Consider the following 20,744-nt stretch of genomic DNA (forward strand, 5'->3'; position numbering starts at 1 on the left):
GCCCCCTCCCAGCGTCCCTCCGCGCGGTCTTCACGGGTTGAGAACCGTCCTCACCAAGGAGGATGAAGCGGGTGGTCCGACGATCGTCGTGTTCCTGAGTGATGATGTTCAGCGGGCATCCCGGCCGCGCCTGCTGGTGGGGCACAGCAGTGAACTCCGCCTGACCGCCTACGAGAACGGAAGGCCGGCTCAGTTGTGGGGAGTCCAGCCTTCCCGGCCGTAGCGGCTCAGCGCCTTCTCGATCTTTGCAACGTGCGGGTCGTCAACGCGGCCGAGGGGGATCAGGAGTTTCCAGCCGGGTTTGGTCCGCAGGCCCCAGACGGGATAGCGCTGCCAGGCCGTGAGCCGGTTCAGGCGGGCCCCCGGTGCCGGGACGACGTGGATACCGCACAACTTCCCCATGCGGCCCCAGATCCGGGAGTTGCCGAGCGGCTGGATGGCCACTTGCTCGATGTCGCCCCAGGCCCATTCCAGCCGGTGGCCGTCGAGCGTCGCGATGATCCCGGCGTCACGGACGGCGATCTCGGCCGCCCTCACGTTGAGTGGCCGGGTGGACGCCCCGTAGGCGCTCACGAAGGACAGGAGGCTGCCCAACCCCACCGGAACCGCCCATCCCTTCTGCGCACCTTGGCCTTCGAGCAGCGTGGTGATCGCGTAGGTGAGCAGGACCACGCCCGCGAGTGCGTAAAGGACGAACGTCGCCCACGATTGGCGGGGCTTCCAATTCACCGTGGTCCCCGCGGATGTGGGGACGCGCAGGCGGCGCGTCCCCACCCGGGGGCTCGGCCGCGTCGTCTCATCGGTGGGCCGGGTGGCCACGGCCGTCTCCCGCGGATCGGCCGCGGGGGTGGCGGCGGATGGGGTAGCGGTGCCGTGCAGGAGGCGGTGCAGGAGTTGCTCGGCGGTGGGACGGTCGGCCGGGTCCTTGGCCAGGCAGGAGGCGACGATGGCGCGCAGCGGTTCGGGCAGGTCACCCAGGTTGGGGTCCTGGGTGAGGACGCGTTGGAAGACGGCCGGGACGCTGTCCTGGCCGAACGGTGCCTGGCCTGTGGCGGCGAAGATCAGGGTGGCGCCCCAGGCGAAGATGTCGGCGGCCGGACCGACCGGCCGTGCGGCGACCTGTTCGGGCGCCATGTAGGCGGGCGTACCGATCACCCGGCTGGTCAGGGTGCTGATGGCGTCCATGGCGCGGGCGATGCCGAAGTCCACCACCCGTGGCCCCTGATCGCCTAAAAGGATGTTGGACGGCTTGAAGTCACGGTGCACCACGTCGGCGGCATGGATGGCGACCAGCGCCGTGGCCGTGCCCACGGCCAGCCGATGCAGATCGTCCCCGGTCAGCGGGCCACGTCGGCGCACCGCCTGCGACAGCGTCGGACCGTCGATGAACTCACTGACCAGATACGAGACGTCGCCCTCCACATCGGCGGCCAGCACCCGGGCGGTGCAGAACGACGCCACCCGCCGGGCCGTACCGATCTCGCGGGCGAAGCGGACCCGCGCCCTGGAAGCACCGTCCAAACGCGTATGCAGCAACTTGATCGCGACCAGCGCCCCGTCGGACGCCTGGCCCAGGAACACCGTGCCCTGGCCCCCGCTGCCCAGACGGGCGGTCACCCGGTATCCGGCGACGCTGGCAGGATCTCCGGGCTCCAGCGGTGTTCCCTGCGGCATGGGAGCCTCCGGTGGGAGCGTGCGACGCCCCGCGATGGTAGCCCGCCCTCAGCGAGGCGGCGTTCCACAAGCGTCATGAACGGGCTGAGCAGTCACCACCGATCGGCACCCCATGCGGGCGGCGACCAGGTCTTCGGCCTTCGCCTCAACTCGCCGATGCCTGCGGCGTCCCGCGTCGGCGAACGGCCTGCGCCACCAGGTCGACGAGGTGGTCGTACCGGGGTTCGTCCTCGGCCAGGCCGCGGAAATCCGCCGGCACATGGTTGTTGGCGAACTCCCTGAGCTGGACATCCGCGATGAGGACCGGGACGAACTTGCGGTCCTGCTCGATGGACCGCCGCATGAGCGTCTCGTACATCGCCTCGACCCAGTGCGGTGACTTGGACGCCTTGCCGAAGACGATGATCCCGTGCGTGGATTCCAGCACCGCCTGTTCGAGGGTATGGGTGATCTTTCTGCTGGGTTGCAGAACGACCTTGTCGTAGGCGAGTTTCACGCCTTTGGCCTGGAGCCGCTGGATGAAGCCGGCGACCCAGGCGGTGTCCTCCTCCGCGTAGGCGATGAACGCGTCATAGCCGCCGTCCCGCCCGTCCCCGGGACTCGGCAACGGCGACACCCGCCGCTTTGGCCGCCTTAGCTGATGCCGCACCCCTACCCAGGTGAAAAAGGCGCCCACTACTCCCGCGAGAGCCGCGATTACCGGTGCAACGGAGCCCACTATCCCCATGACAAAAGCGTAGGCCGCCATGCCTGGTGGCAGTGGGCGATCGCCGCATCCGCCCACCCCTGTCCAATTGTGGACACGATTAGTGGCGCGGCACCGGGAAGGGGCTCTGCAGAACGCTATCGCGGCCGGATTCCCCGCTGTCCGCACGCCGGCACTACAGAACAGATCGTTTCGGTGCCGGTCTGGCCATATCGTGGCGAGGCGCGTCCGGGCGGAAGACTCGGCGGAGAGGGGATGCCGTGGTGCCACGTCGGTCGGCATGGCTCTGGAAGGCCGCAGGGTATGACGAGGTCCTGCGGCTCGGCGACGCGGTCGTCCTGGTCGAGGAAAGCGTCACCGGGGCCCGCGCCGTCCTCCGGTACGTTCCAATGCGCGTCCTGGCCAATCGCAAGCGATATCCGGAGCTTCGTACGCAACTGACCAGACTCGCGGAAGTGTCCGACCCGCGGGTACTCCCCTTTCAGGATTTCGTCACCGATCCCCGCCTCGCCCGTCCTGACCTCCATGTGGGCACCGGGTACGGCGGGGCCCTGGTCTACGAGGCGGTCGCGGGCGCCGACCTCCGCCGGCTCCTCCAGCGCAACACGCCGCTGGCCCCCGAGGCCGCCCTGGTCGTGGCCAAGGACGCCCGCCTCGGGCTGGCCGCCGCGCACAGGCACGGCGTGCGTCCCAACGTGCTCGCCCCGCATCGGATGATCGCCACGGACGAGGGCCGGATCCTCCTCACCGGCCTGGCCCTGGGAACGATCGAGGAGCCGGATTTCCTTTACCGGGCCCCCGAGCTGTGGCGGCACGAACCCGATTCGATGGCCGCCGACTGCTACTCCCTGGGGTGCGTCCTGTTCGAATGCCTGACAGGCCGCTCCCCGTTCCGCCGTTCGGCCCTCTTCAGCCTCATGAGCGCGCACACAACGGCGGCTCGCCCGCTGGAGGTCCTTCCCGTCCCCCTGCGCCCCCTCCTGGCCGAGGCCCTGGCCAAAGAACCACCCCGCGACCTCTCGCCAACGAAGATCGACGCACTGGCCAAGGCGACCTACGGCCCCGACTGGGAGTCCCGGGGCCGCCGAGCCCTGGCCGAACGAGCGGCCCCCTTCATCCAACCCTTCCCACCCCCGGCCCCGCGTCCGCCGATGCCGTAGCCGTCGCTGGAGGGGGCATGGTGCCGAAGAGCCGATTCGGCACGGAACGGACGCGCGGCACTGGAAATACCCTTAAGCGGATCATCGACTCCTCCGCGCGCTTCCCGGGCAGCGGCTCCGACGCCCACGTCACCGAATACGGTTCGACTTGCACATATATAGGAAACGGTCCCGGTCGAGTGATATTTCTGCTGCTCCGATAAGGAAGAATCTTCGATCAATTGTCACGGTCGGGTTATTCTCCGTAAACTGACGGCAAGGTCCGGTGGTCCCACCCATCCGTTGCGATCCCGGTTCACCAGACCATCGGCCGGATGGATTGTGTGGCTTTCGACCGCTGACCCGGTCGCCATCCCCAGGGGGAAGGGGTGTTGGTGTGGCCGAGGCGTACCTGGCATACGGGCGGCGGGACGCCGAATGGACCCGGATGCTCTGGCAGCAGCTCACCCGGCACGGTCTGCGGGTCTTCTTCGACGAGCTCATGTTGCCGGGCGACGGCGTCGTGCACACCCTGGAGCAGGCCATTCGGGACACCACCGCCGGGATCGCGGTGTTCGGCCCCGGCCTGGCCGGCAACGGGAACGACGGGTGGGCGCTGACGGAGTACTCCGCACTGCTGCAGTCATGCGCGGAGCGGGGCCTGCCGTTCGTCCCCGTCACCTTCGGCGGCGCGCCGATCCCCCCGTTCGCCCGGGACTGGGTCTGGGTGGACTTCGGGAAGGCCACCGGCCAGGCGTTCGACGACAAGGCCGCAGACCTGGCACGCACGCTGCTGGGAGAGCAGACGGCGGGCGTTCCCGAGGAGACGGTGCTTGCGGCCCCGCCCCGTCCGCTGACCGAGCCCGAGCAGCGTTCCGTCGTGGTCTGCTATGCCCCCGCGGACGCCGAATACGGCAGGCGGCTGGTGGAGCGGATCGGCCGGGCGGGCCTGCCGGTCTGGTCGGTGCGGAGCCTGCGGCCCGGCGACCGGCATGTCTGGGCGATCCGGCGGCAACTCCGGTACGCGACGGTGATCGTGGTGGTGATGTCCTCCGCCGCGCAGGACTCCGACGACATCACCAGGATGATCCTGGAAGGCCAGTGGCACGGCCGCCTGTTCCTCCCGGTCCTGCTGGAGGGCGACCGGCACTACCTGCTGGCCGACCTGTGGTGGGCGGACGCGCGCACCGGCGGCCCCCTGGACGATGGCGCCCTGGCGCAGCTCGGCCGGCTCCACGAGGCGGCGCTCAGCGGACGTCCGGTCGCGCAGGCGGACGTGCTGCCCGAGCCCTCGACCGTCGTCCCGTCCGTGCACGTCCCCGCGGCGGTGTCGCTGGAACGGCTCCGGGCCGCGCTGGCCGAGCGGGAGATCGAGCACGCCGACCTGCTGACGACGTCGTTGCTGCTGGAGGCCGCGGACCGGCTCGACTCCGGCTGGCTGCGGCGGCGGGACGGCGCCGGTCTGCCGTGCGCGCTGCTGTCCGGGGCGGACGCGCTGTGGGCGGCGGCCTCGGACGGTCGGATGGGGTTCCGCGCCCAGACCGCCATCGCCCCGATCAACGGCGGACGGCACACCGAATTCCTGACCCTGTCGACCAAGCTCGGCTGGCGTTCGTCGGCGGACGAGGCGATCCCCGCCTACCGGGAGTTCGCCGCCCGGGCCATGGGCCGGCCCGGCTTCTTCCCCACGCTGCGCAACCCGCGCAGCGAGCAGCACATGGACTGGTACGACCAGTGGACCCAGACGGTGCTGACCGTCCATGCCCGGCTACGCGAGTGCGGAGTGCGATCGTGACCATCCTGATTTTCCTGGTGCCGGCCGCGCTCGCCGCCGGCGCCGGCTACCTCTACCGGCTGGGCCGGCACGTCGTGCCGATCGACCATGTCGGCGTCGTCCGGCGCGTGCGGGGCCGTCCCCACCCCGATCCCGCGTACCGGCGGGTGGTGCCCTCGAACGCGCGAGGAGTGCTGGCGCGCACCCTCTCCCCGCAGCGGCCGGTCTGGCTGATGCCCGGGTTCTACACCGTGGAGCCCGTGCCGCGGATCCACATCCCCGAAGGCATGATCGGGCTGGTCACCGCGCGCGAGGGCCGCCAGCGCCCGCGCGACCGCGCGGTGGCGCTGCTGCCGGCGGGCGTGGACTGTGACCACTTCCAGAACGGGGAGTCCTTCCTGCTGCACGGCGGCGAGCAGGGGCCGCAGGCGACGACGCTGGCCGGCGGCGCCTCCTACTACCTCAACACCGAGCTGTTCGAGGTGCGGACGGTGCCGCGCACCTATGTGCCGGCCGCGACGGTCGGGCTGGTGATGGCCAAGGTGGGACGAGTTCGCCAGCCCGGCCAGCCGTTCGCCGAGCATGTGCCGTGCGACGACTTCCAGGACGCCGAGACCTTCCTGCGCGGCGGCGGGGAGATGGGGCGGCAGCTGGCGGTGCTCTCCGGAGGCGCCTACTACGACATCAACCCGGACGTGTTCGAGGTGATCACCGTCGAGAACGTGGGGGAGGGCAGAGAGGGGCTGACCGCCGAGCAGCTCAGGGATACCACCATCCCGGTCGGCCATACCGGAGTGGTGATCATCACCGACGGGGCGGAGCCGCGTGAGAACGAGACGGTGGGGCCCGCGATCGGGGGGCATCGCGATTTCCGGCTGCCCTGGGTGTTTCTGGCCAACGGCGGGCGTCGCGGCGTGCAGCAGGAGACCCTCAAGGAGGGGATGACCTGCTCACTCAACCCGTGGTTCGTCCGGGTGCTGCTGGTGCCCACCTATCTGCTCAACATGGAGTGGAACAAGAAGGACGCCGTCAAACAGGGCCAGTACGACGGGCGGTTGCACGAACTGGATCTGATGACCAGCCAGGGGATCACGCTGCGGGTCGAGGTCTCGCAATCCCTGCGGATCCCGTCTGCGGTGGCGCCTCGGCTGATCAGCGAGTTCGGCAGCTCGCCGAACGCGGGCCGGCTGGCCGGGGGCGCGCTGGTGGACGACCCGCAGCCGGTTCAGCGTTTTGTGGAACGGGTGCTCGGGGCCACCGTGGAGACGTATCTTCTCGAGATCGCGGCGGGTTCCACGGTCAAGGAGTTCCTGTCGGGGGTTCTCGACATCCGCACCAATCTCAGCTCCCAGGTGCGCAACGCCCTGAAGGCGTGGGATGTGGAGGCCGTGCGCACCAACATCGAGCGGGTCACCTCTCTGGACCAGGTGTACTACGCCGAACGGCAGCGGACCTTCGTCGCCGAAACCGAGAGTGAAGTGCTCGACCAGGAGCAGGTGAACACCGACAAGCAGGTCGCCATCGACCTGAAGAAGATGGAGACCGAGAAGCGTCGCGCCATCCAGCACATCCAGGCCGAGGCCGAACTGCTGGGGCTGGAACATGTGCGGATCACCAGGATGATCCAGGAGATGTCCAAGCTGCCGGTGCCGTCCTACATGGGCGGCGACCTGTCGGGCTACCTGGAATCGATGCCCATGAACGTGGTGCGTGAGCTGCTGCTGCGGATAGAGCAAATCCGTGACGGCGAAGCGTCCCCCCAGGTTCGCGGCGGCGAGACCCCTCCAGAGATCCTCGAAGGCGAGGAGTCATCGGGGGAGCCCACGAGCTGATCTCAAATACGGGGTGGCCGCTCGCCCCTCCCTGAGGGGAAATGCGCAAGACGCCCGGCCCCAGGAACACGGTCGTGATAGGTACCCATCCCCAAACCACCCGGAACCAGCCCAAAAATCGAATTCAAGTGACCGGGCGGGAGGGGTGGAGCGATGCGGACCACGCGGCGGCCCAGGGACGTGGCACGTGTCCTGGTCCGTTCTAGGGGGTGGGGAGCGCGGCTTTTTCGGATGGGCGGATCGTCCAGGCATATTGCGTGGTGGCGAGTACGCCGAGCAGGACGGTGGTTGCCGCCAGCAGGATGCGCAACTGGATGCCGGCGCCCAGGCCGATGATCGCCCAGGCGAGGAAGGTCAGAGCCGTGACGCCGTTGGCGACGGCGACGGCGCGGACGGCGGCGGGGGCGGGGCGGCCGCTCAGCCACCACAACACCACGGCCGCCAGGAGCAGGACGAGTGCGACCACCAGCAACACCGGTGTGGACAGCCAGGACGGCACACGCCACCCGTCGGTGCCCCACAGTCCGTAGGCCAGCACCACGCACACCACGGTCAAAACCGTCTCCAGCCCCGCGTCCAGGCGCAGCAGCCGGCGCACGCCAGAAGTCGTGGTGAATGTCGTTGTAGACGCCTCCATCGTGATTTCTCCCTTCCCGTCCGCAGTGTAGCGACTGCTACATGCGGTGTGAAGCGGTCGCTACACTGGCGTGCGTGGACCGCCGCACCGAACTCACCGAGAAGGCCCTCGACCATGTGCTCGCTCACGGGCTGATCGGCCTTTCGCTGCGCCCCCTCGCCGCCGCACTGGGCACCAGCGACCGCATGCTGATCTACCATTTCGGCAGCAAGGACGGACTGATCACCGCCGTGGTCGCACTGGCGAACCAACGATTCGCCGCGTCCTTCCAGGCCATGGCCGAGGCCGCCCCGCCCGCCCGAAGCCCCGGGGAATTCGTCCGCCACGCCTGGCAGGCGCTGACCGGCTCCGACGCCGCCGGCCCCATCCGGCTCTACCTGGAGATGTGCGTCCTGGCGCTGCACGAACCAGACCGCTGGAGCACCGCCCAGCAGCGGATACGCGAGCCGTGGCTGGCCATGCTGCGGGAGACCCTCACCGACCTCGGCACGCCGCGGGCGCAGGTCCCCGCCCTCGCCGACCTCATCCTCGACACCCTCGACGGGCTCCTGCTCAGCCGGCTCATCAGCACCGACCCCGCCCGCACCGACGCCGCCGCCGACGCCTTCGCCGATCTTCTGAGATAGCCGCGGGAACGCGACAGTCGCTACGCGGCGACCGGGCGTTGCGCCACGGCATTCACACGACTTCGCGTTCCGCTCAATGAGCCATGAGGGATTCGAGGGCGGCGACGGCGCGGGCGCGATGTTCGTCGAGGATTTCGACCGCGGCGTCGGCGTCGCGCCGGCGCAGGGCCTGCAACGTGGCCTGATGCTCGGCGACGACGCGCGAGCGGTTGCCGCCGTCGCCGTAGTAGATGGAGCGGTAGGCGTCGGTGGCGTCCCAGAGAGAGCCGATCAGCCGGGTCAGGCGCGGCATTCCCGCGTACTCGTACAGCGTCATGTGGAACGTGCGGTTCGCCTCGGTCATCTGGAGGATGTCGCCGGCGGCCTCGGCGCGTTCGACCTCCAGCTGTGCCTTCTCCAGGACGTCGAGGTCCTCGTCGGTGAGGTGCCGCACGGCCTGGCGCACCGCCTCGGCCTCCAGGATCTCCCGGATCCGGTAGACCTCGCGCAGGTCGTCCAGCGACAGTTCCTCGACGAAGTAGCCGCGGTGGGCGTGGTAGGTGACGAGCCCTTCGCCCTGCAGCGTCTTGAGGGCCTCGCGGAGCGGGACGCGGCTGACGCCGAGTTCGTCGGCGAGCGTGTCCTGCCGGATCGGCGCGCCCGGACGCAGCCGCCCGGTCGTGATGGCACGGCGGAGCTCGCCGAGAACGAACTGCTGGGCCGTGGGGGGTCTGCGCCGACCTTCCACCGGGTTCACCGCTCCAATATCTCACGGACCCAGGCGTCGTCCCGCCCGAGCGGCGGCGGCGCCAGCCGGTAGGCGGGCGGGGTGGCGCCGAGCCTGATCGGGTTGGCGACCTGGCCGACGCCGTCCACCCGGACGGCGGGGTCGAGGCCCAGCTCCGCGGCGAGGTCGAAGGCGGCGGCGATGTCGTTGATCGGCCCGCAGGGCACGCCGGCCTCGGTGAGCGCGGTGAACCATTCGTCGGCGGTCCGCCGGGCGAGGGACCGGGTGAGCGCCTCGACGAGCGGTTCGCGGGCCGCGACCCGGCCGGCGTTGGTGGCGAAGCGGGGGTCGTCGGCGAGGTCCGGACGTTCCAGCACCCGGCACAGGACGCGGAACTGGCGGTCGTTGCCCGCGGCGATCACCATCGGCCGGTCGGCGGTCTCGAACACCTCGTACGGGACGATGCTGGGATGCCGGTTGCCCATGGCCTGCGGCACCGCACCGGCCGCGACGTACGCCGACGCCTGGTTGACCAGCGCGGACAGCAGCGAACTCAGCAGTGAGACCTCGACCCGCTGGCCTTCGCCGGTGCGGTCGCGGTGCCGCAGCCCCGCCAGCACGCCCAGGGAGGCGTGCAGCCCCGTGATCACATCGACGAGCGCGACACCGGTCTTGGTCGCGCCGTCGCCGGTGACGCTCATCAGGCCGCCGACGGCCTGCGCGATGAGGTCGTAGCCGGGCAGCCCGGCGCCCTTGTCCGCGCCGAATCCGGTGATGGAGCAGTAGACCAGGCCCGGGTTGAGCTCGCGCGCCCGTTCCCAGCCGAGTCCGAGGCGGTCCATCGTGCCCGGCCGGAAGTTCTCCACGAGGACGTCGGCGCGTGAGACGAGCGCGCGGGCCACCTCCAGGTCGTCCGGGTCCTGGAGGTCGAGCGTGATCGATCTCTTGTTCCGGTTGACGGAGAGGAAGTAGGTGGCCTCCCCGTCGGCGTAGGGCGGGCCCCACGAACGGGTGTCGTCGCCGCCTCCGGGGCGCTCGACCTTCACGACCTCCGCGCCGAGATCAGCCAGCAGCATCGTCGCGTACGGCCCGGCCAGGACCCGGCTGAAGTCGGCGATGAGCACGCCTGAGAGTGCCCTGTCGCTCATGTGGGCACCACGCAGCACGTTGTTCCGTCGCCGGCGCGCCGGCCGTCCATCAGGTTCGAGATATCCACACCTCGTGAAACTAGCGGGAGAGTGATTGGATAATCAATACTGGATCCAATCTACCGGAAGTGAGGCGTCATGAGCATGCGACCCCAGACCCACCCGACCGCGCTGTTCGCCGTCGACGGGCTGCTGACCGAGGAGGAACGCGACATCAGGCAGGCGGTGCGGCGGCTGTGCGCCGACCAGGTGCGCCCGAACCTGGCCCGCTGGTTCGAGGAGGGCCGGCTTCCCGCGCACGAGCTGGCCCGCGAGTTCGGAGCCCTCGGCCTGCTCGGCATGCACCTGGAGGGATACGGGTGCGCGGGGCTCGGCGCGGTCTCCTACGGGCTCGCCTGCCTGGAGCTGGAGGCCGCCGACTCGGGGGTGCGCAGCCTCGTCTCCGTGCAGGGCTCCCTCGCGATGTACGCGATCTGGCGGTACGGCAGCGAGGAGCAGAAGAAGGAGTGGCTGCCCGCGATGGCGGCGGGCGAGAGCATCGGCTGCTTCGGCCTCACCGAGCCCGACTTCGGCTCCGACCCGGCCGGGATGCGCACCCGCGCCCGGCGCGACGGGGACGACTGGGTGCTGGACGGCACCAAGATGTGGATCACCAACGGCTCCATCGCCGACATCGCCGTGGTCTGGGCGCAGACCGACGAGGGGATCCGCGGGTTCCTCGTCCCGGCCGGCACGCCGGGGTTCACGGCGAACGACATCGAGGGCAAGCTGTCGCTGCGCGCCAGCGTGACCAGCGAACTGGTGCTGGACGGCGTGCGGCTGCCCGGCAGCGCGCTGCTTCCCGGCGCCCGCGGCCTGGGCGGCCCGCTGGGCTGCCTGAACGAGGCCCGCTTCGGGATCATCTTCGGTGTGCTGGGCGCCGCGCTCGACTGCCTGGAGACGACGATCTCCTACGCGTCGGACCGCGAGATCTTCGCCCGGCCGCTCGCCTCGTTCCAGCTCACCCAGCAGAAGCTCGCCGACATGGTGCTGGAACTGGGCAAGGGGCTGCTGCTCGCCGTGCACCTCGGGCGGCTCAAGGAGGCGGGCTCCCTGACGTCCGACCAGGTCAGCGTCGGCAAGCTCAACAACGTGCGCGAGGCCCTCGACATCGCCCGCACCTGCCGCACCGTCCTCGGCGCGAACGGCGTCACCCTGGAGTACCCGGTGATCCGCCACGCGGCCAACCTCGAATCGGTGCTCACCTACGAGGGGACCTCCGAGATCCACACCCTCGTGATCGGGCGTGCGCTCACCGGACACAGCGCCTTCGCGTGACCGATCCCGCCGGGCCGGCGCCGCCGGCCCGGCCGGGTCCGGTGGGCGCCCGGCGGGGCCACGCCTCAGCGGGGCGGCAGCCGGCCGACCTCCACGAGGGCGGCGTACAGGTCGGCGATCAGCATGGGCTGGCGGAGGGTCCCGCCCAGCAGCGACTCGGCGCGCCCCAGCCGGTAACGCAGGGAGTTCGGATGCAGGAACAGTGACTTGGACGCCGCGGAGACGTCCAGGTCGTGTTCGAGGAAGGCGGTGACGGCGTCGAGCAGCAGCGGCTGGCCGGACAGCGGCGCCAGGAAACGCTCGGCCCGCCGCCTCCGCTCGTCGCCGTCGGCGGAGGAGAACATCCACGCCGAGATGGTCAGGTCCTCCCACCACCGGACACCCGGCTGTTCGTCGTCTTCGCGCGGGCCGCGCATCCGCAGGAACATCGCGCTCTCATGGGAGAGGTTGAAGTCCCCCAGCCTGGTCACGCCGCGGCCCACGAGGACCGTCATCCCCGTGATGTGGTCCAGCAGCCCGTGCAGCGTCTCGTCCGAAGCCTGCACCAGCGCGATGGTCCAGTCCTCCTGCCGCAGGGACAGATGCGGGATGCGCATGTGCACGAGGCTCTTCGACAGGTTCTGCCACGCGAGGTGCGGGTTCCGCTCCGCGGTCACCAGCAGGACGCGCCGGTCCTCCCCTTCGATGAAGCCCAGAAGGCCGGCGCGCTCGACCAGGTCCTCCGAGTAGGGCCGTCCTTGCAGCAGCCGGACGAGCAGCTCGTGCTGGAGCGTGCTCAGGTGCGCCGGGCTGAGGTCGTGCGTGCCGTGGAGGAACGAGGCCAGATTCGCGACCGCCCTGATGAGGGGGACGTCACGCGGGTCGGGGTCGTGCTGCCAGGCGGCGAGGATCCAGCCGTAGCGGCGGCGGCCGTAGGCGATCGGGAACGCCATCGACGTCCTGCCGCCCGGTGACGGCAGCGTCACTATGTCGTCGTGCGCGGCCTGTTCGAGCAGGCCGAACAGCGAACGCGGGAGCCGCGCCGGTTCGGGCCATGTCTGCGTGCCGGCCTCGTCGGTGATGCTCAGCCGGGCCGACACCAGCATCCCCAGCCGCCGCATGAGCGCGTGTTCCGGGCTCTCGTCCGGCGGGTGGTCGAACGCCTCGGTGATGCCGGCCAGGTGGGCGTGCGTGTCCACCATCTGCTGGAGGAACTCGGGGTCGTCCCGGAGCGCGCAGCGGCGCACGTGGTCGATCACGTCGACCACCGCGGTCTCCAGCGGGATCTCGAAGACGGGGAAGTCCAGCCGTTCGCCCTCGTCGATCAGCGCCGCCGGCACGCCGCGGGTCTGCACCCCGCTGGCGTAGCCGAGCGCCGCCATGCCCCGGCCGGCGAGTTCCCGCACGAGCGCGCGCTGCGCCTGGACGTTCGCCCGCAGCCGCATGCCGGTGGTGATCACGATCCAGCCGGGGGACAGCCAGCGCGTCGGTTCGGCGATCTCGACCGAGTGCGCGCCCAGCGCGACCGTCGTGGACGCGCGCGCGTGGGCGGTGTGCAGGACCAGGCCGAACCGCGGCACGGCCATCAGGTCCGACAGCAGCACGCCCCCGCGCCGCGGACGGGGCTCAGCCGGGACGGGGACCTGGTCGGACATGGTGTGTCCTCTCCGCGCCCAGGTGGGGTCGCGTGCCGCACCGGCTTCGGAGATAACGAGAAATGGTCTGCCGCTCTTCGTGGTCGGCACGATGTGCGGCCATGCCGGGCTCGCTGACACTTCTGGGACCGCCGGTGCTCTCGGGTACCCCGACCTGGAGGAATCCAATGACAACCACTACAGACTCTCGCGGTCCCAGGCGATGGCGTCGCCGGGGCGCCACGGTGGTGACGCTGCTCGCGATCGGGGCCCTGGCCGGGTGCCAGTCCCAGACGTCCGAGGGAAGCGGTGGCGGCACCGACTCGTCCGTCCTCTCCGAAGCCGCCGCCACCGTGAAGCAGGCGTCCGCCGAGGTGACCTCGGGCGTCCCGGAGTCCTCGCCCCCGGCGCTGAAGCGCAAGTCGGTCGTGCTGATCCCGTGCGCGCAGGCGGGCGAGGGTTGTGCGCAGCCGGCGGCCGGCGCGAAAGCCGCTGCCGAGGCGCTCGGCTGGAAGGCCACGGTCATTGACGGGAAGGGTACCGCCGACGGTCAGAGCGCGGCAATCCTGCAGGCCATCAGCCTCAAGCCCGACGGCATCGTCACCTTCGCGGTGGACCCGTCCAGCGTGAAGGGCGCGGTCGAGCGGGCCCGCAAGGCCGGCATCAAGATCGTCGCGTCCTCGTCGCCGCCGTCCGACCTGGTCGACTTCGCGGACAACCCGACCAAGGCCGCCTGGGTGAAGACCGGGGAGATCGCGGCCGATCTGGTGATCTCCAAGAGCGAGGGGCGCGCGAAGGTGGCGCTCCTGACCGACAAGGAGTTCGCCGCCGTCAACCAGCGCACCGACGCCTTCGCCGCGCGGATCGGCAAGTGCGGCGGGTGCGAGCTGGTCGGCACCTCGAACTTCAACTTCTCCGAACTCGGCACCGGGGTGCCGCAGCTCGCGCAGCAGATCGCCCGGCGCAACCCCGGCCTGAACGCCGTGTACGTCCCCTACGACGCGGCGGTGCCGCCGGTTCTGCAGGGTCTCAAGGCCGTCGGGGCGACCGACGTCATGGTGATCTCCGGTGACGGCACGTCCCAGGCCATCCAGTGCATCCGGGAGAAGTGCGGCCAGACCGCGACGGTGGCGTTCGCGCTGGACTGGATCGGCTGGGCGGACATCGACGCGATGAACCGGCTGCTGCAGGGCAAGGACCCGGCGCCCGCGGCGGAGCAGGTCCCGGTCAAGCTCATCACCGCCGAGAACGTGCCCGCCCAGCCCGGCACGTGGAACGGCGACCTCGACTTCCGGCCCAAGTACCGCCAGCTGTGGGGGATCGGTTGACCTCCGGCGACGAGCCGCTCGTCCGGGCCAGGGGACTCCGCAAGGAGTTCCCCGGCCAGGTCGCCCTGCACGGGCTGGACCTGGACCTCATGCCCGGCAGGGTCCACGCGCTCGTGGGCAGCAACGGATCGGGCAAGAGCACGTTCATCAAGATGCTCGCCGGCGCGTACTCGATCGACGCCGGCACGCTTGAGGTCATCGGGCAGCGGGAGGCCCGGATGAGCCCGGCACGGGCCTACGTGCTCGGACTGCGGTTCCTGCACCAGAAGCCGACCGTGTTCCCGGCGCTGACCGTCGCCGAGAACATCGGACTGGCCTGCCGCTTCGTCACCAGCGGACGGATGCGCACGAACCGCCGGGCCGAGGAGGCGAACGCGGAGGCCGCGCTCGACTTCATCGGTTTCCGGCTGGACCCGCGCCGTGCCGTCGGCACCCTGTCCCCCGTCGGACGCACCATGGTCGCCGTGGCCGCGGCCCTCCAGCATCCGGAAGGGGCGCCGCGGCCGCGTGTGCTCGTCCTCGACGAACCCACCGCCGCGCTGCCCGAGCACGAGGTGGAGCTGGTCTTCGACCTGGTCCGCGCGGTGACCCTCAACGGGATCAGCGTGCTCTACGTGAGCCACCGCCTTCCGGAGGTGGTCGAACTGGCCGACCACGTCACGGTCCTGCGCGACGGGGCCAGGGTCCACCATTCGGCGGCGGCCGATCTCGACCACGGCGGGCTCGTCCGGCACATCGTCGGCGAGGAGCAGCCCCGGCCCGGCACCCCGGTGCGCGGGACGCCGGTGCACGGGACGCCGGCCCCCGCCGCCGAGCCCGACCGGCCCGCGCTGGACGTGCGCGGGGTCGAGACCGCGCGGCTCTCGGACGTGACCATCCGGCTGAACGCGGGAGAGATCGTCGGCATCGCCGGCCTGCTCGGCACGGGACGGTCCGAACTCCTGAACGTGCTGGCCGGGGCCAGGGCGCCCCGCGCCGGCCGGTGGTCGGTGCGCGGCCGGTCCGTGCGGCCGGGCGACATCCGCGACGCGCGCCGCGCCGGGCTGGCGCACGTGCCGGAGGACAGGGCGGGCCAGGCCCTGTTCCCCGGCCTGCCGGCGAGCGCCAACCTGCTGCTGCCCGACCTGAAGAAGATCACGAGACGCGGTCGCGTCCACCGCGGACGCGAGGCCGCCGAGGCGGCGCGGCTCATGGACGCCCACGACGTCAACCCCCGCGCCCCCATGCAGTCGATCGCCACCTTCAGCGGCGGGAACCAGCAGAAGGCCGTCATCGCGCGGTGGCTGCGGCTCGACCCGGCGGTCCTCCTCGTCGACGAGCCCACCCAGGCCGTCGACGTGAAGGCCAAGTCCCAGATCCATGAGGCGATCCGGCGCTATGCCGCCGGAGGCGGCGCGGCGCTCGTGGTCAGCTCCGACTTCGACGAGCTGGCCGCACTCTGCCATCGGGTACACGTCATCCGAGGACGGTCACTGGACCTCCAGCTGAGCGGCCCCCGGCTGAGCGCGCAGGCACTCCTCGACGCGGTCAGCTGGGAGCCCGCGCACGATGACGAGCACCCCCCGTCCGCGACCGTGAGAGGTGCCTTCGGTGCATGACGTCCAGAGCGTCCCCCTCGGGGGAAGAGCATCGCTGCTGCGCAGGCTCAAGGCGATCGGGCACCCCCGGTTCCTCGGGCTCCAGCTGCTCGTCGTGCTGACGGTCTTCTTCAGCGCGATCTACAACATCACCTTCTTCAGCGCCGACAACTACCGGGCGATCGCCTCGAACGAGTCGGTCGGCATCATCCTCGCGATGGCGCTGCTGGTGTCCCTGGTCATCGGGCATTACGACCTGTCGATAGCCAGCGTCCTGACGCTCTCGATGATCACGGTCACCGGGCTGCTGCAGGAGTTCCAGCTCAACCTGTGGACGGCATGCCTGGCCGGGGTGGCGACGGGCCTGCTCGTCGGCGTCGTCAACGGGATCGCCGTCGCGGTGTTCAGGGTGAGCTCCCTCGTCGCGACGCTGGCCACCGGCAGCATCGCCCTGGGTATCGCCCAATGGTGGACCAACGGAAGGCTCTTCACCGAGCACATCCCGTCGTCCTTCACCGACCTCGGGAACTCCGAACTGTTCGGCGTGCCGGTGATCTTCGTGCTGGCGCTCGTCATCGCCGCCGCCGTCTGGTGGGTGCTGGAGCAGACGCCGCTGGGCCGCTACCTGTACGCGCTCGGCGACAACCCGTCCGCCGCCGACCTCGCCGGTCTGCCCACCCGGGCGCTGACGATCGGGACCATGGCCGCCGGAGGCGCGCTGGCCGGGTTCGCGGGGGTCGTCGAGACCGCCAAGCTCGGCGCCGGCAACCCCACCATCGGGACCGCGTTCCTGCTCCCGGCGTTCACCGCCGTGTTCCTCGGCGCGACGATCATCAGGATCGGTGTTCCGAACGTCGTCGGCACCATCATCGCGGTGCTGCTGATGGCCGTGCTCGTCGCCGGTCTCAACCAGTCCGGCCTGCCGTTCTACGTCGAGCCCCTGCTGAAGGGGGCGGTTCTGCTCTTTGCGGTCGCCATCACCCTCAAGGGGCACGGCGGCAGGGCGCGGTGAGCGAGCGGATGAAAGAGGGGGAGAACGAATGCTGATCGATACGAACGCGCTCGGGACGGTCATCGAGCTGTCCCACGAAATGGCGCGGGGGATGCCGAACCACGTTTCGCACCCCGAGTTCAACCTGGTGCCCTACTACCGGCTCGGCGACTTCGAGCTCGACGACGGCTACTGGGGATGCAACGAGCTGCTCCTGATGTCGGGGCATTCCGGCACGCACCTGGACGCGATCGGGCACGTCGCCACCCACGGCGCCGTCTTCGGCGGCGTACCCGCCGCGGACGCGCAGCGGGGCATCGACGGGCTCGGCGCGCACGGCATCGAACAGGCGCCCGCCTTCGTGCGGCGCGGCGTCCTCCTGGACGTCGCCGGCCACCGCGGAGCCGACATCGTCGATCCCGCGGAGGCCGTGACCCGGCAGGACCTGGAGGACGTCGCCGGGGCCGCGGGAGTGGAGATCACGACCGGGGACTGCGTTCTCGTCCGGACCGGCTGGGCGGCGCACTGGACGGACCCCGCCGCCTACATGGGAGGCACCACCGGGACGCCCGGTATCGACGTCGCCGCCGCCCGATGGCTGGCCGACCTCGGCGCGAGCGTCGTCGGCGGGGAGACGGCCGTCGTGGAGCACCATCCGGCGGGCGGCACCGCCCTGCCCGTCCACCAGGAACTCCTCGCGGGCCGCGGAGTCCACCTGCTGGAGAACATGGACCTCGGCGGCCTTCGCGGCGTCACGACGTTCCTCTTCCTCTGCCTTCCGCTGCGCATCCGGGGGGCCTCCGGGTCGCCGGTCCGTCCCGTGGCGATCGTCGCCGGGGAGAAGCCGTGACCGCCGACGCCGATCTCGTCCTCGATGACGCCGTCGTCCACGGCACGGGCCTCGCGGCTCCCGCGAACGCCATAGCCGTCAAGGCGGGCTGGGTGGTCGCCGCCGGCGACGCCGCGCGTGCCATGACGGCCCGCCGCAGAGTGTCCCTCGGCGGGCGCACCGTCATCCCGGGTTTCCACGACGGCCACGTCCACACCGGGCGGTTCGGGATGGGGCTCCGCCAGGTCGACCTCTCCGACGCCACCTCCCTCGACGAGGTCTACGAGCGCGTCGCGCGCCGGGCCGCCGAACTGCCGGCCGGCTCCTGGCTGATCGCGCACAGCTACGACCACACGGCGCTCGGCGACCGGCACCCGTCGCGCGGACCGCTCGACCGTGTCGCCCCGGGCCATCTCGTCTGGCTGAAACACCGCACCGAGCACATGGGCGTCGCGAACTCGCGGCTGCTGGCCCGCGCCGGCGTCGACCGCTCCACCCGTGTCGACGGCGGCACCGTCGACCTCGACGCCGACGGGGTGCCCACGGGACTGCTCGTGGAGACCGCCCAGGCGTTCGTCAACGATCTCATCGTCCCGGTTTCGCACGAGGAACTCGTCCAGGCGATCGACGCGGCGCACACCCACTACCTGTCCCAGGGCGTGACCTCCTGCCAGGAGGCGGGCGTCGGCGGCGGCTGGATCGGGCTCAGCCCGGACGAGGCGCTGGCCTACGAGGACGCGCTCGCCCGGGGGATGCTCCGGGTGCGCACCGTCCTCATGCCGAGCTACGAGGTACTCGAACCGAGCGGACCGCACGGTGAACTGCGGCTGCCGGACCACCTGCCCCACTATTTCACCGACCCCCTGCTGCGGTGGGGGCCGGTGAAGATCTTCGCGGACGGTGCGCTGAGCACGCGGACGGCGGCGGTCACCGAGGACTTCTGCCACCACCCCGGGCAGACCGGCCTGCTGCAGGCGGAGCCCGAGACGCTGCGAGACCGCATCGTGGCGGCGCATCGCAGCGGCTGGCAGATCGCCACCCACGCCATCGGCGACCGGGCCATCGACGTCGTGCTCGCCGCCTACCAGGAGTGCCTGGGGCACCGCCTCGACGATGATCCGCGGTTCCGGATCGAGCACTGCTCCGTGGTCCGCCCCGACCAGGTGACCCGGATGGCCGCGCTCGGCGTGGTCCCGGTCATGCAGAACTTCTTCGTCGAGGCGCTCGGGGACGTCGCCGAGGCGAACCTCGGACCCGACCGGGCGCGGTGGTGCTACCGGCTGCGTTCCCTCCTCGACCGCGGCGTCCCCGTCGCGAACAGCTCGGACCGTCCCATCGCCGAGGGCGCACCGTTGCGGGCCCTTCACCGGATGCTGGTACGCCGCACCGCCTCGGGAGCGCCCTTCGGCGAGGAGGAGCGGATCGACCCGCTCTCGGCCCTCAAGGTCGCCACCTGGAACCCCGCGTTCGCATGCCGCATGGAAGGAGAGGTGGGCCTGCTCCAGCCCGGCTACCGCGCCGACATCGCGGTGCTCGACGACGACCCCGTCACGGCCGATCCCGACCGGGTCGGCGCCATCACGGTCGCGGCCACCTTCGTGAACGGCGAACTGAAGTACGACGCCATGGGGACGGGCCATCCGATCGAGTGAGGCCGACGCGGGGATCTGATCAGCCCCCGAATGATCCCCGCCCTCTTCTCCCCCGGGCGAAGCCCGCCCGGCATCTGACGGTCGCCCCTGCCTTGAATCCCCCCGCTACAGAGAGATGCCCTGTGGAAATCCTCAACTCGTTGCTCGACTCCCCAGCGCCCGAGGTGGGGATCGGCACCGCCCGCGACCTCGCCGGCACGCTGTTCGGCGTCAGGGGAACGGTGCGCCGCCTGGCCGGTGAACGCGCCCAGAACTTCCACATCGTGACCTCGGATGACGGGGAGTGGGTCCTGAAGGTCGCGCACCCCCGCGACACCGCCGGCGTGGACACGCAGGTCGCAGCCCTCCAGCATCTCGCCGAGCACGCCCCGCGGCTTCCGGTGCCGCGGCCGCGGCTGCCGCTCGGGCCCGCGCGGCTGTCGGCGGCCTGGTCCCAGGTCACGCCGGACGGGGTTGCCGAGCGGCGGGTCCAGATGTGCAGCTTCCTGCCGGGACGCACGGCGTCGGCCGAGCGGGTCGGCGCCGCCCAGCGAACGGCGATCGGCCGTACGCTGGCCCTCCTGCACGAGGGCCTGTCGGGCTTCGATGCCACCGCGGCGCCGCCGAGCCCGTGGAATCTCCTGGAGTTCGCCGCCGTCCAACGGCTGGTCCGCGCTTCGATGCCGCCCCACGTCCCGGACGAGCACGCCGGGGAGCTGGAGCACCTGACGGCGCACGCACTGCCGATCCTGCACGAACTGCCGCGTCAGGCACTGCACAACGACTTCAACCCGAACAACCTGCTCCTCGACGGCGACCGCGTCAGCGGGATCATCGACTTCGGTGACCTCGTCATGGCGCCGCGCGTCCAGGACGTCGCGATCGCGGCCGGCTACCGCATCGCGGCCGACGGGCATCCGCTCGCCGGCCCCGCGGACCTGGTGCGCGGATACCACCGCCATTCGGCCCTGAACGGGGGCGAGATCGCGTTGCTGCGCGATCTCATGGCCGCGCGGCTGCTGAGCGTGCTCGCGATCGCGGCGTGGCGGGCCGAGCAGGACCCGAGCAACGCCGCCTACCTGCTACGGAACGTGCCCGCCGCCCGCTCCGCGCTACTGCGGCTGTCCACCGTCGGGTGCGATGAGGCGGCGGCCTATTTCACAAGGAGCCTGTCCTGAACACCCACCGAGACCTACTGGACCGCCGCGGCCGGGTC

Annotated in this window: 17 protein-coding genes; 11 read left to right on the top strand and 6 right to left on the bottom strand. The window is 70.9% G+C overall.

Translation table 11 applies throughout. The annotated features are described in order from the left end of the window. Positions 1-189: 189 nt before the first annotated feature. The gene (locus AF1_RS09430) at positions 190-1,674 is read right to left on the bottom strand and encodes a serine/threonine-protein kinase (protein ID WP_084262687.1); all 1,485 of its coding nucleotides are present in this window, start codon (positions 1,672-1,674) and stop codon (positions 190-192) included. A gap of 145 nt (positions 1,675-1,819) precedes the next feature. Continuing rightward, a complete protein-coding gene (locus AF1_RS35110; protein ID WP_067795242.1) occupies positions 1,820-2,281 on the bottom strand; it encodes a toll/interleukin-1 receptor domain-containing protein in 462 nt (153 codons plus the stop codon). Positions 2,282-2,643: 362 nt separating this feature from the next. Between AF1_RS35110 and AF1_RS09440 the strand changes: the two genes are divergently transcribed. The 3 genes from AF1_RS09440 (at position 2,644) to AF1_RS09450 (ending at position 7,125) form a co-directional block, all read left to right on the top strand. Next, on the top strand, positions 2,644-3,540 hold the full coding sequence (locus tag AF1_RS09440) for a protein kinase domain-containing protein (RefSeq protein ID WP_131732265.1): 897 nt from the start codon (positions 2,644-2,646) through the stop codon (positions 3,538-3,540). A gap of 376 nt (positions 3,541-3,916) precedes the next feature. After that, positions 3,917-5,314: a TIR domain-containing protein gene (locus AF1_RS09445; protein ID WP_067795246.1), complete on the top strand. Its 1,398-nt coding sequence runs from the start codon at positions 3,917-3,919 to the stop codon at positions 5,312-5,314. After that, complete coding sequence (locus tag AF1_RS09450) at positions 5,311-7,125, top strand: SPFH domain-containing protein (protein WP_067795249.1); 1,815 nt, start codon at positions 5,311-5,313, stop codon at positions 7,123-7,125. The genes AF1_RS09445 and AF1_RS09450 overlap by 4 nt, the downstream gene beginning before the upstream one ends. A 202-nt stretch (positions 7,126-7,327) precedes the next feature. Here the strand turns inward: AF1_RS09450 and AF1_RS09455 are convergent, their stop codons facing one another. Next, on the bottom strand, positions 7,328-7,762 hold the full coding sequence (locus tag AF1_RS09455; RefSeq protein WP_131732266.1) for a hypothetical protein: 435 nt from the start codon (positions 7,760-7,762) through the stop codon (positions 7,328-7,330). A gap of 74 nt (positions 7,763-7,836) precedes the next feature. Here AF1_RS09455 and AF1_RS09460 point away from each other — a divergent pair, with 74 nt between their 5' ends. Continuing rightward, complete coding sequence (locus AF1_RS09460) at positions 7,837-8,388, top strand: TetR/AcrR family transcriptional regulator (RefSeq protein ID WP_067795257.1); 552 nt, start codon at positions 7,837-7,839, stop codon at positions 8,386-8,388. 73 nt (positions 8,389-8,461) lie between these two features. Here the strand turns inward: AF1_RS09460 and AF1_RS09465 are convergent, their stop codons facing one another. Together AF1_RS09465 and AF1_RS09470 are read right to left on the bottom strand one after the other, a co-directional pair. Further along, complete coding sequence (locus AF1_RS09465; protein ID WP_242608542.1) at positions 8,462-9,124, bottom strand: GntR family transcriptional regulator; 663 nt, start codon at positions 9,122-9,124, stop codon at positions 8,462-8,464. Continuing rightward, positions 9,121-10,242, bottom strand: a complete 1,122-nt coding sequence (locus tag AF1_RS09470) for a CaiB/BaiF CoA transferase family protein (protein ID WP_067795261.1) — start codon at positions 10,240-10,242, stop codon at positions 9,121-9,123. The genes AF1_RS09465 and AF1_RS09470 overlap by 4 nt, the downstream gene beginning before the upstream one ends. A 138-nt stretch (positions 10,243-10,380) precedes the next feature. Here AF1_RS09470 and AF1_RS09475 point away from each other — a divergent pair, with 138 nt between their 5' ends. Continuing rightward, positions 10,381-11,559 carry an acyl-CoA dehydrogenase family protein gene (locus AF1_RS09475; RefSeq protein ID WP_067795264.1) on the top strand — a complete coding sequence of 393 codons (1,179 nt, stop codon included), beginning with the start codon at positions 10,381-10,383 and terminating at the stop codon, positions 11,557-11,559. A 65-nt stretch (positions 11,560-11,624) separates the two neighbouring features. On the opposite strand, the gene AF1_RS09480 is transcribed toward AF1_RS09475, so the two are convergent. Further along, entirely contained in the window at positions 11,625-13,193 is a 1,569-nt protein-coding gene (locus AF1_RS09480; RefSeq protein ID WP_067795267.1) for a PucR family transcriptional regulator, read from the bottom strand. A 224-nt stretch (positions 13,194-13,417) separates the two neighbouring features. Here AF1_RS09480 and AF1_RS09485 point away from each other — a divergent pair, with 224 nt between their 5' ends. The 6 genes from AF1_RS09485 to AF1_RS09510 all read left to right on the top strand — a co-directional run bounded on the left by AF1_RS09485 (position 13,418) and on the right by AF1_RS09510 (position 20,706). Then, positions 13,418-14,500 (top strand): sugar ABC transporter substrate-binding protein, encoded by a 1,083-nt coding sequence (locus tag AF1_RS09485; protein WP_165488290.1) that lies wholly within the window; start codon positions 13,418-13,420, stop codon positions 14,498-14,500. Further along, positions 14,485-16,098 carry a sugar ABC transporter ATP-binding protein gene (locus AF1_RS09490; protein ID WP_131732267.1) on the top strand — a complete coding sequence of 538 codons (1,614 nt, stop codon included), beginning with the start codon at positions 14,485-14,487 and terminating at the stop codon, positions 16,096-16,098. The genes AF1_RS09485 and AF1_RS09490 overlap by 16 nt, the downstream gene beginning before the upstream one ends. Beyond that, a complete protein-coding gene (locus AF1_RS09495) occupies positions 16,091-17,089 on the top strand; it encodes an ABC transporter permease (protein ID WP_067795277.1) in 999 nt (332 codons plus the stop codon). Before AF1_RS09490 ends, AF1_RS09495 begins: the two co-directional genes overlap by 8 nt. A 28-nt stretch (positions 17,090-17,117) precedes the next feature. Beyond that, on the top strand, positions 17,118-17,918 hold the full coding sequence (locus AF1_RS09500) for a cyclase family protein (protein ID WP_067795279.1): 801 nt from the start codon (positions 17,118-17,120) through the stop codon (positions 17,916-17,918). Then, positions 17,915-19,549 carry an amidohydrolase gene (locus AF1_RS09505; protein WP_067795282.1) on the top strand — a complete coding sequence of 545 codons (1,635 nt, stop codon included), beginning with the start codon at positions 17,915-17,917 and terminating at the stop codon, positions 19,547-19,549. The genes AF1_RS09500 and AF1_RS09505 overlap by 4 nt, the downstream gene beginning before the upstream one ends. A gap of 140 nt (positions 19,550-19,689) precedes the next feature. Next, the gene (locus tag AF1_RS09510) at positions 19,690-20,706 is read left to right on the top strand and encodes a phosphotransferase (protein ID WP_165488291.1); all 1,017 of its coding nucleotides are present in this window, start codon (positions 19,690-19,692) and stop codon (positions 20,704-20,706) included. Positions 20,707-20,744 lie beyond the last annotated feature (38 nt).

It is taken from the genome of Actinomadura formosensis NBRC 14204 (assembly GCF_001552155.1).
Classification (GTDB): Bacteria; Actinomycetota; Actinomycetes; order Streptosporangiales; family Streptosporangiaceae; genus Spirillospora; species Spirillospora formosensis.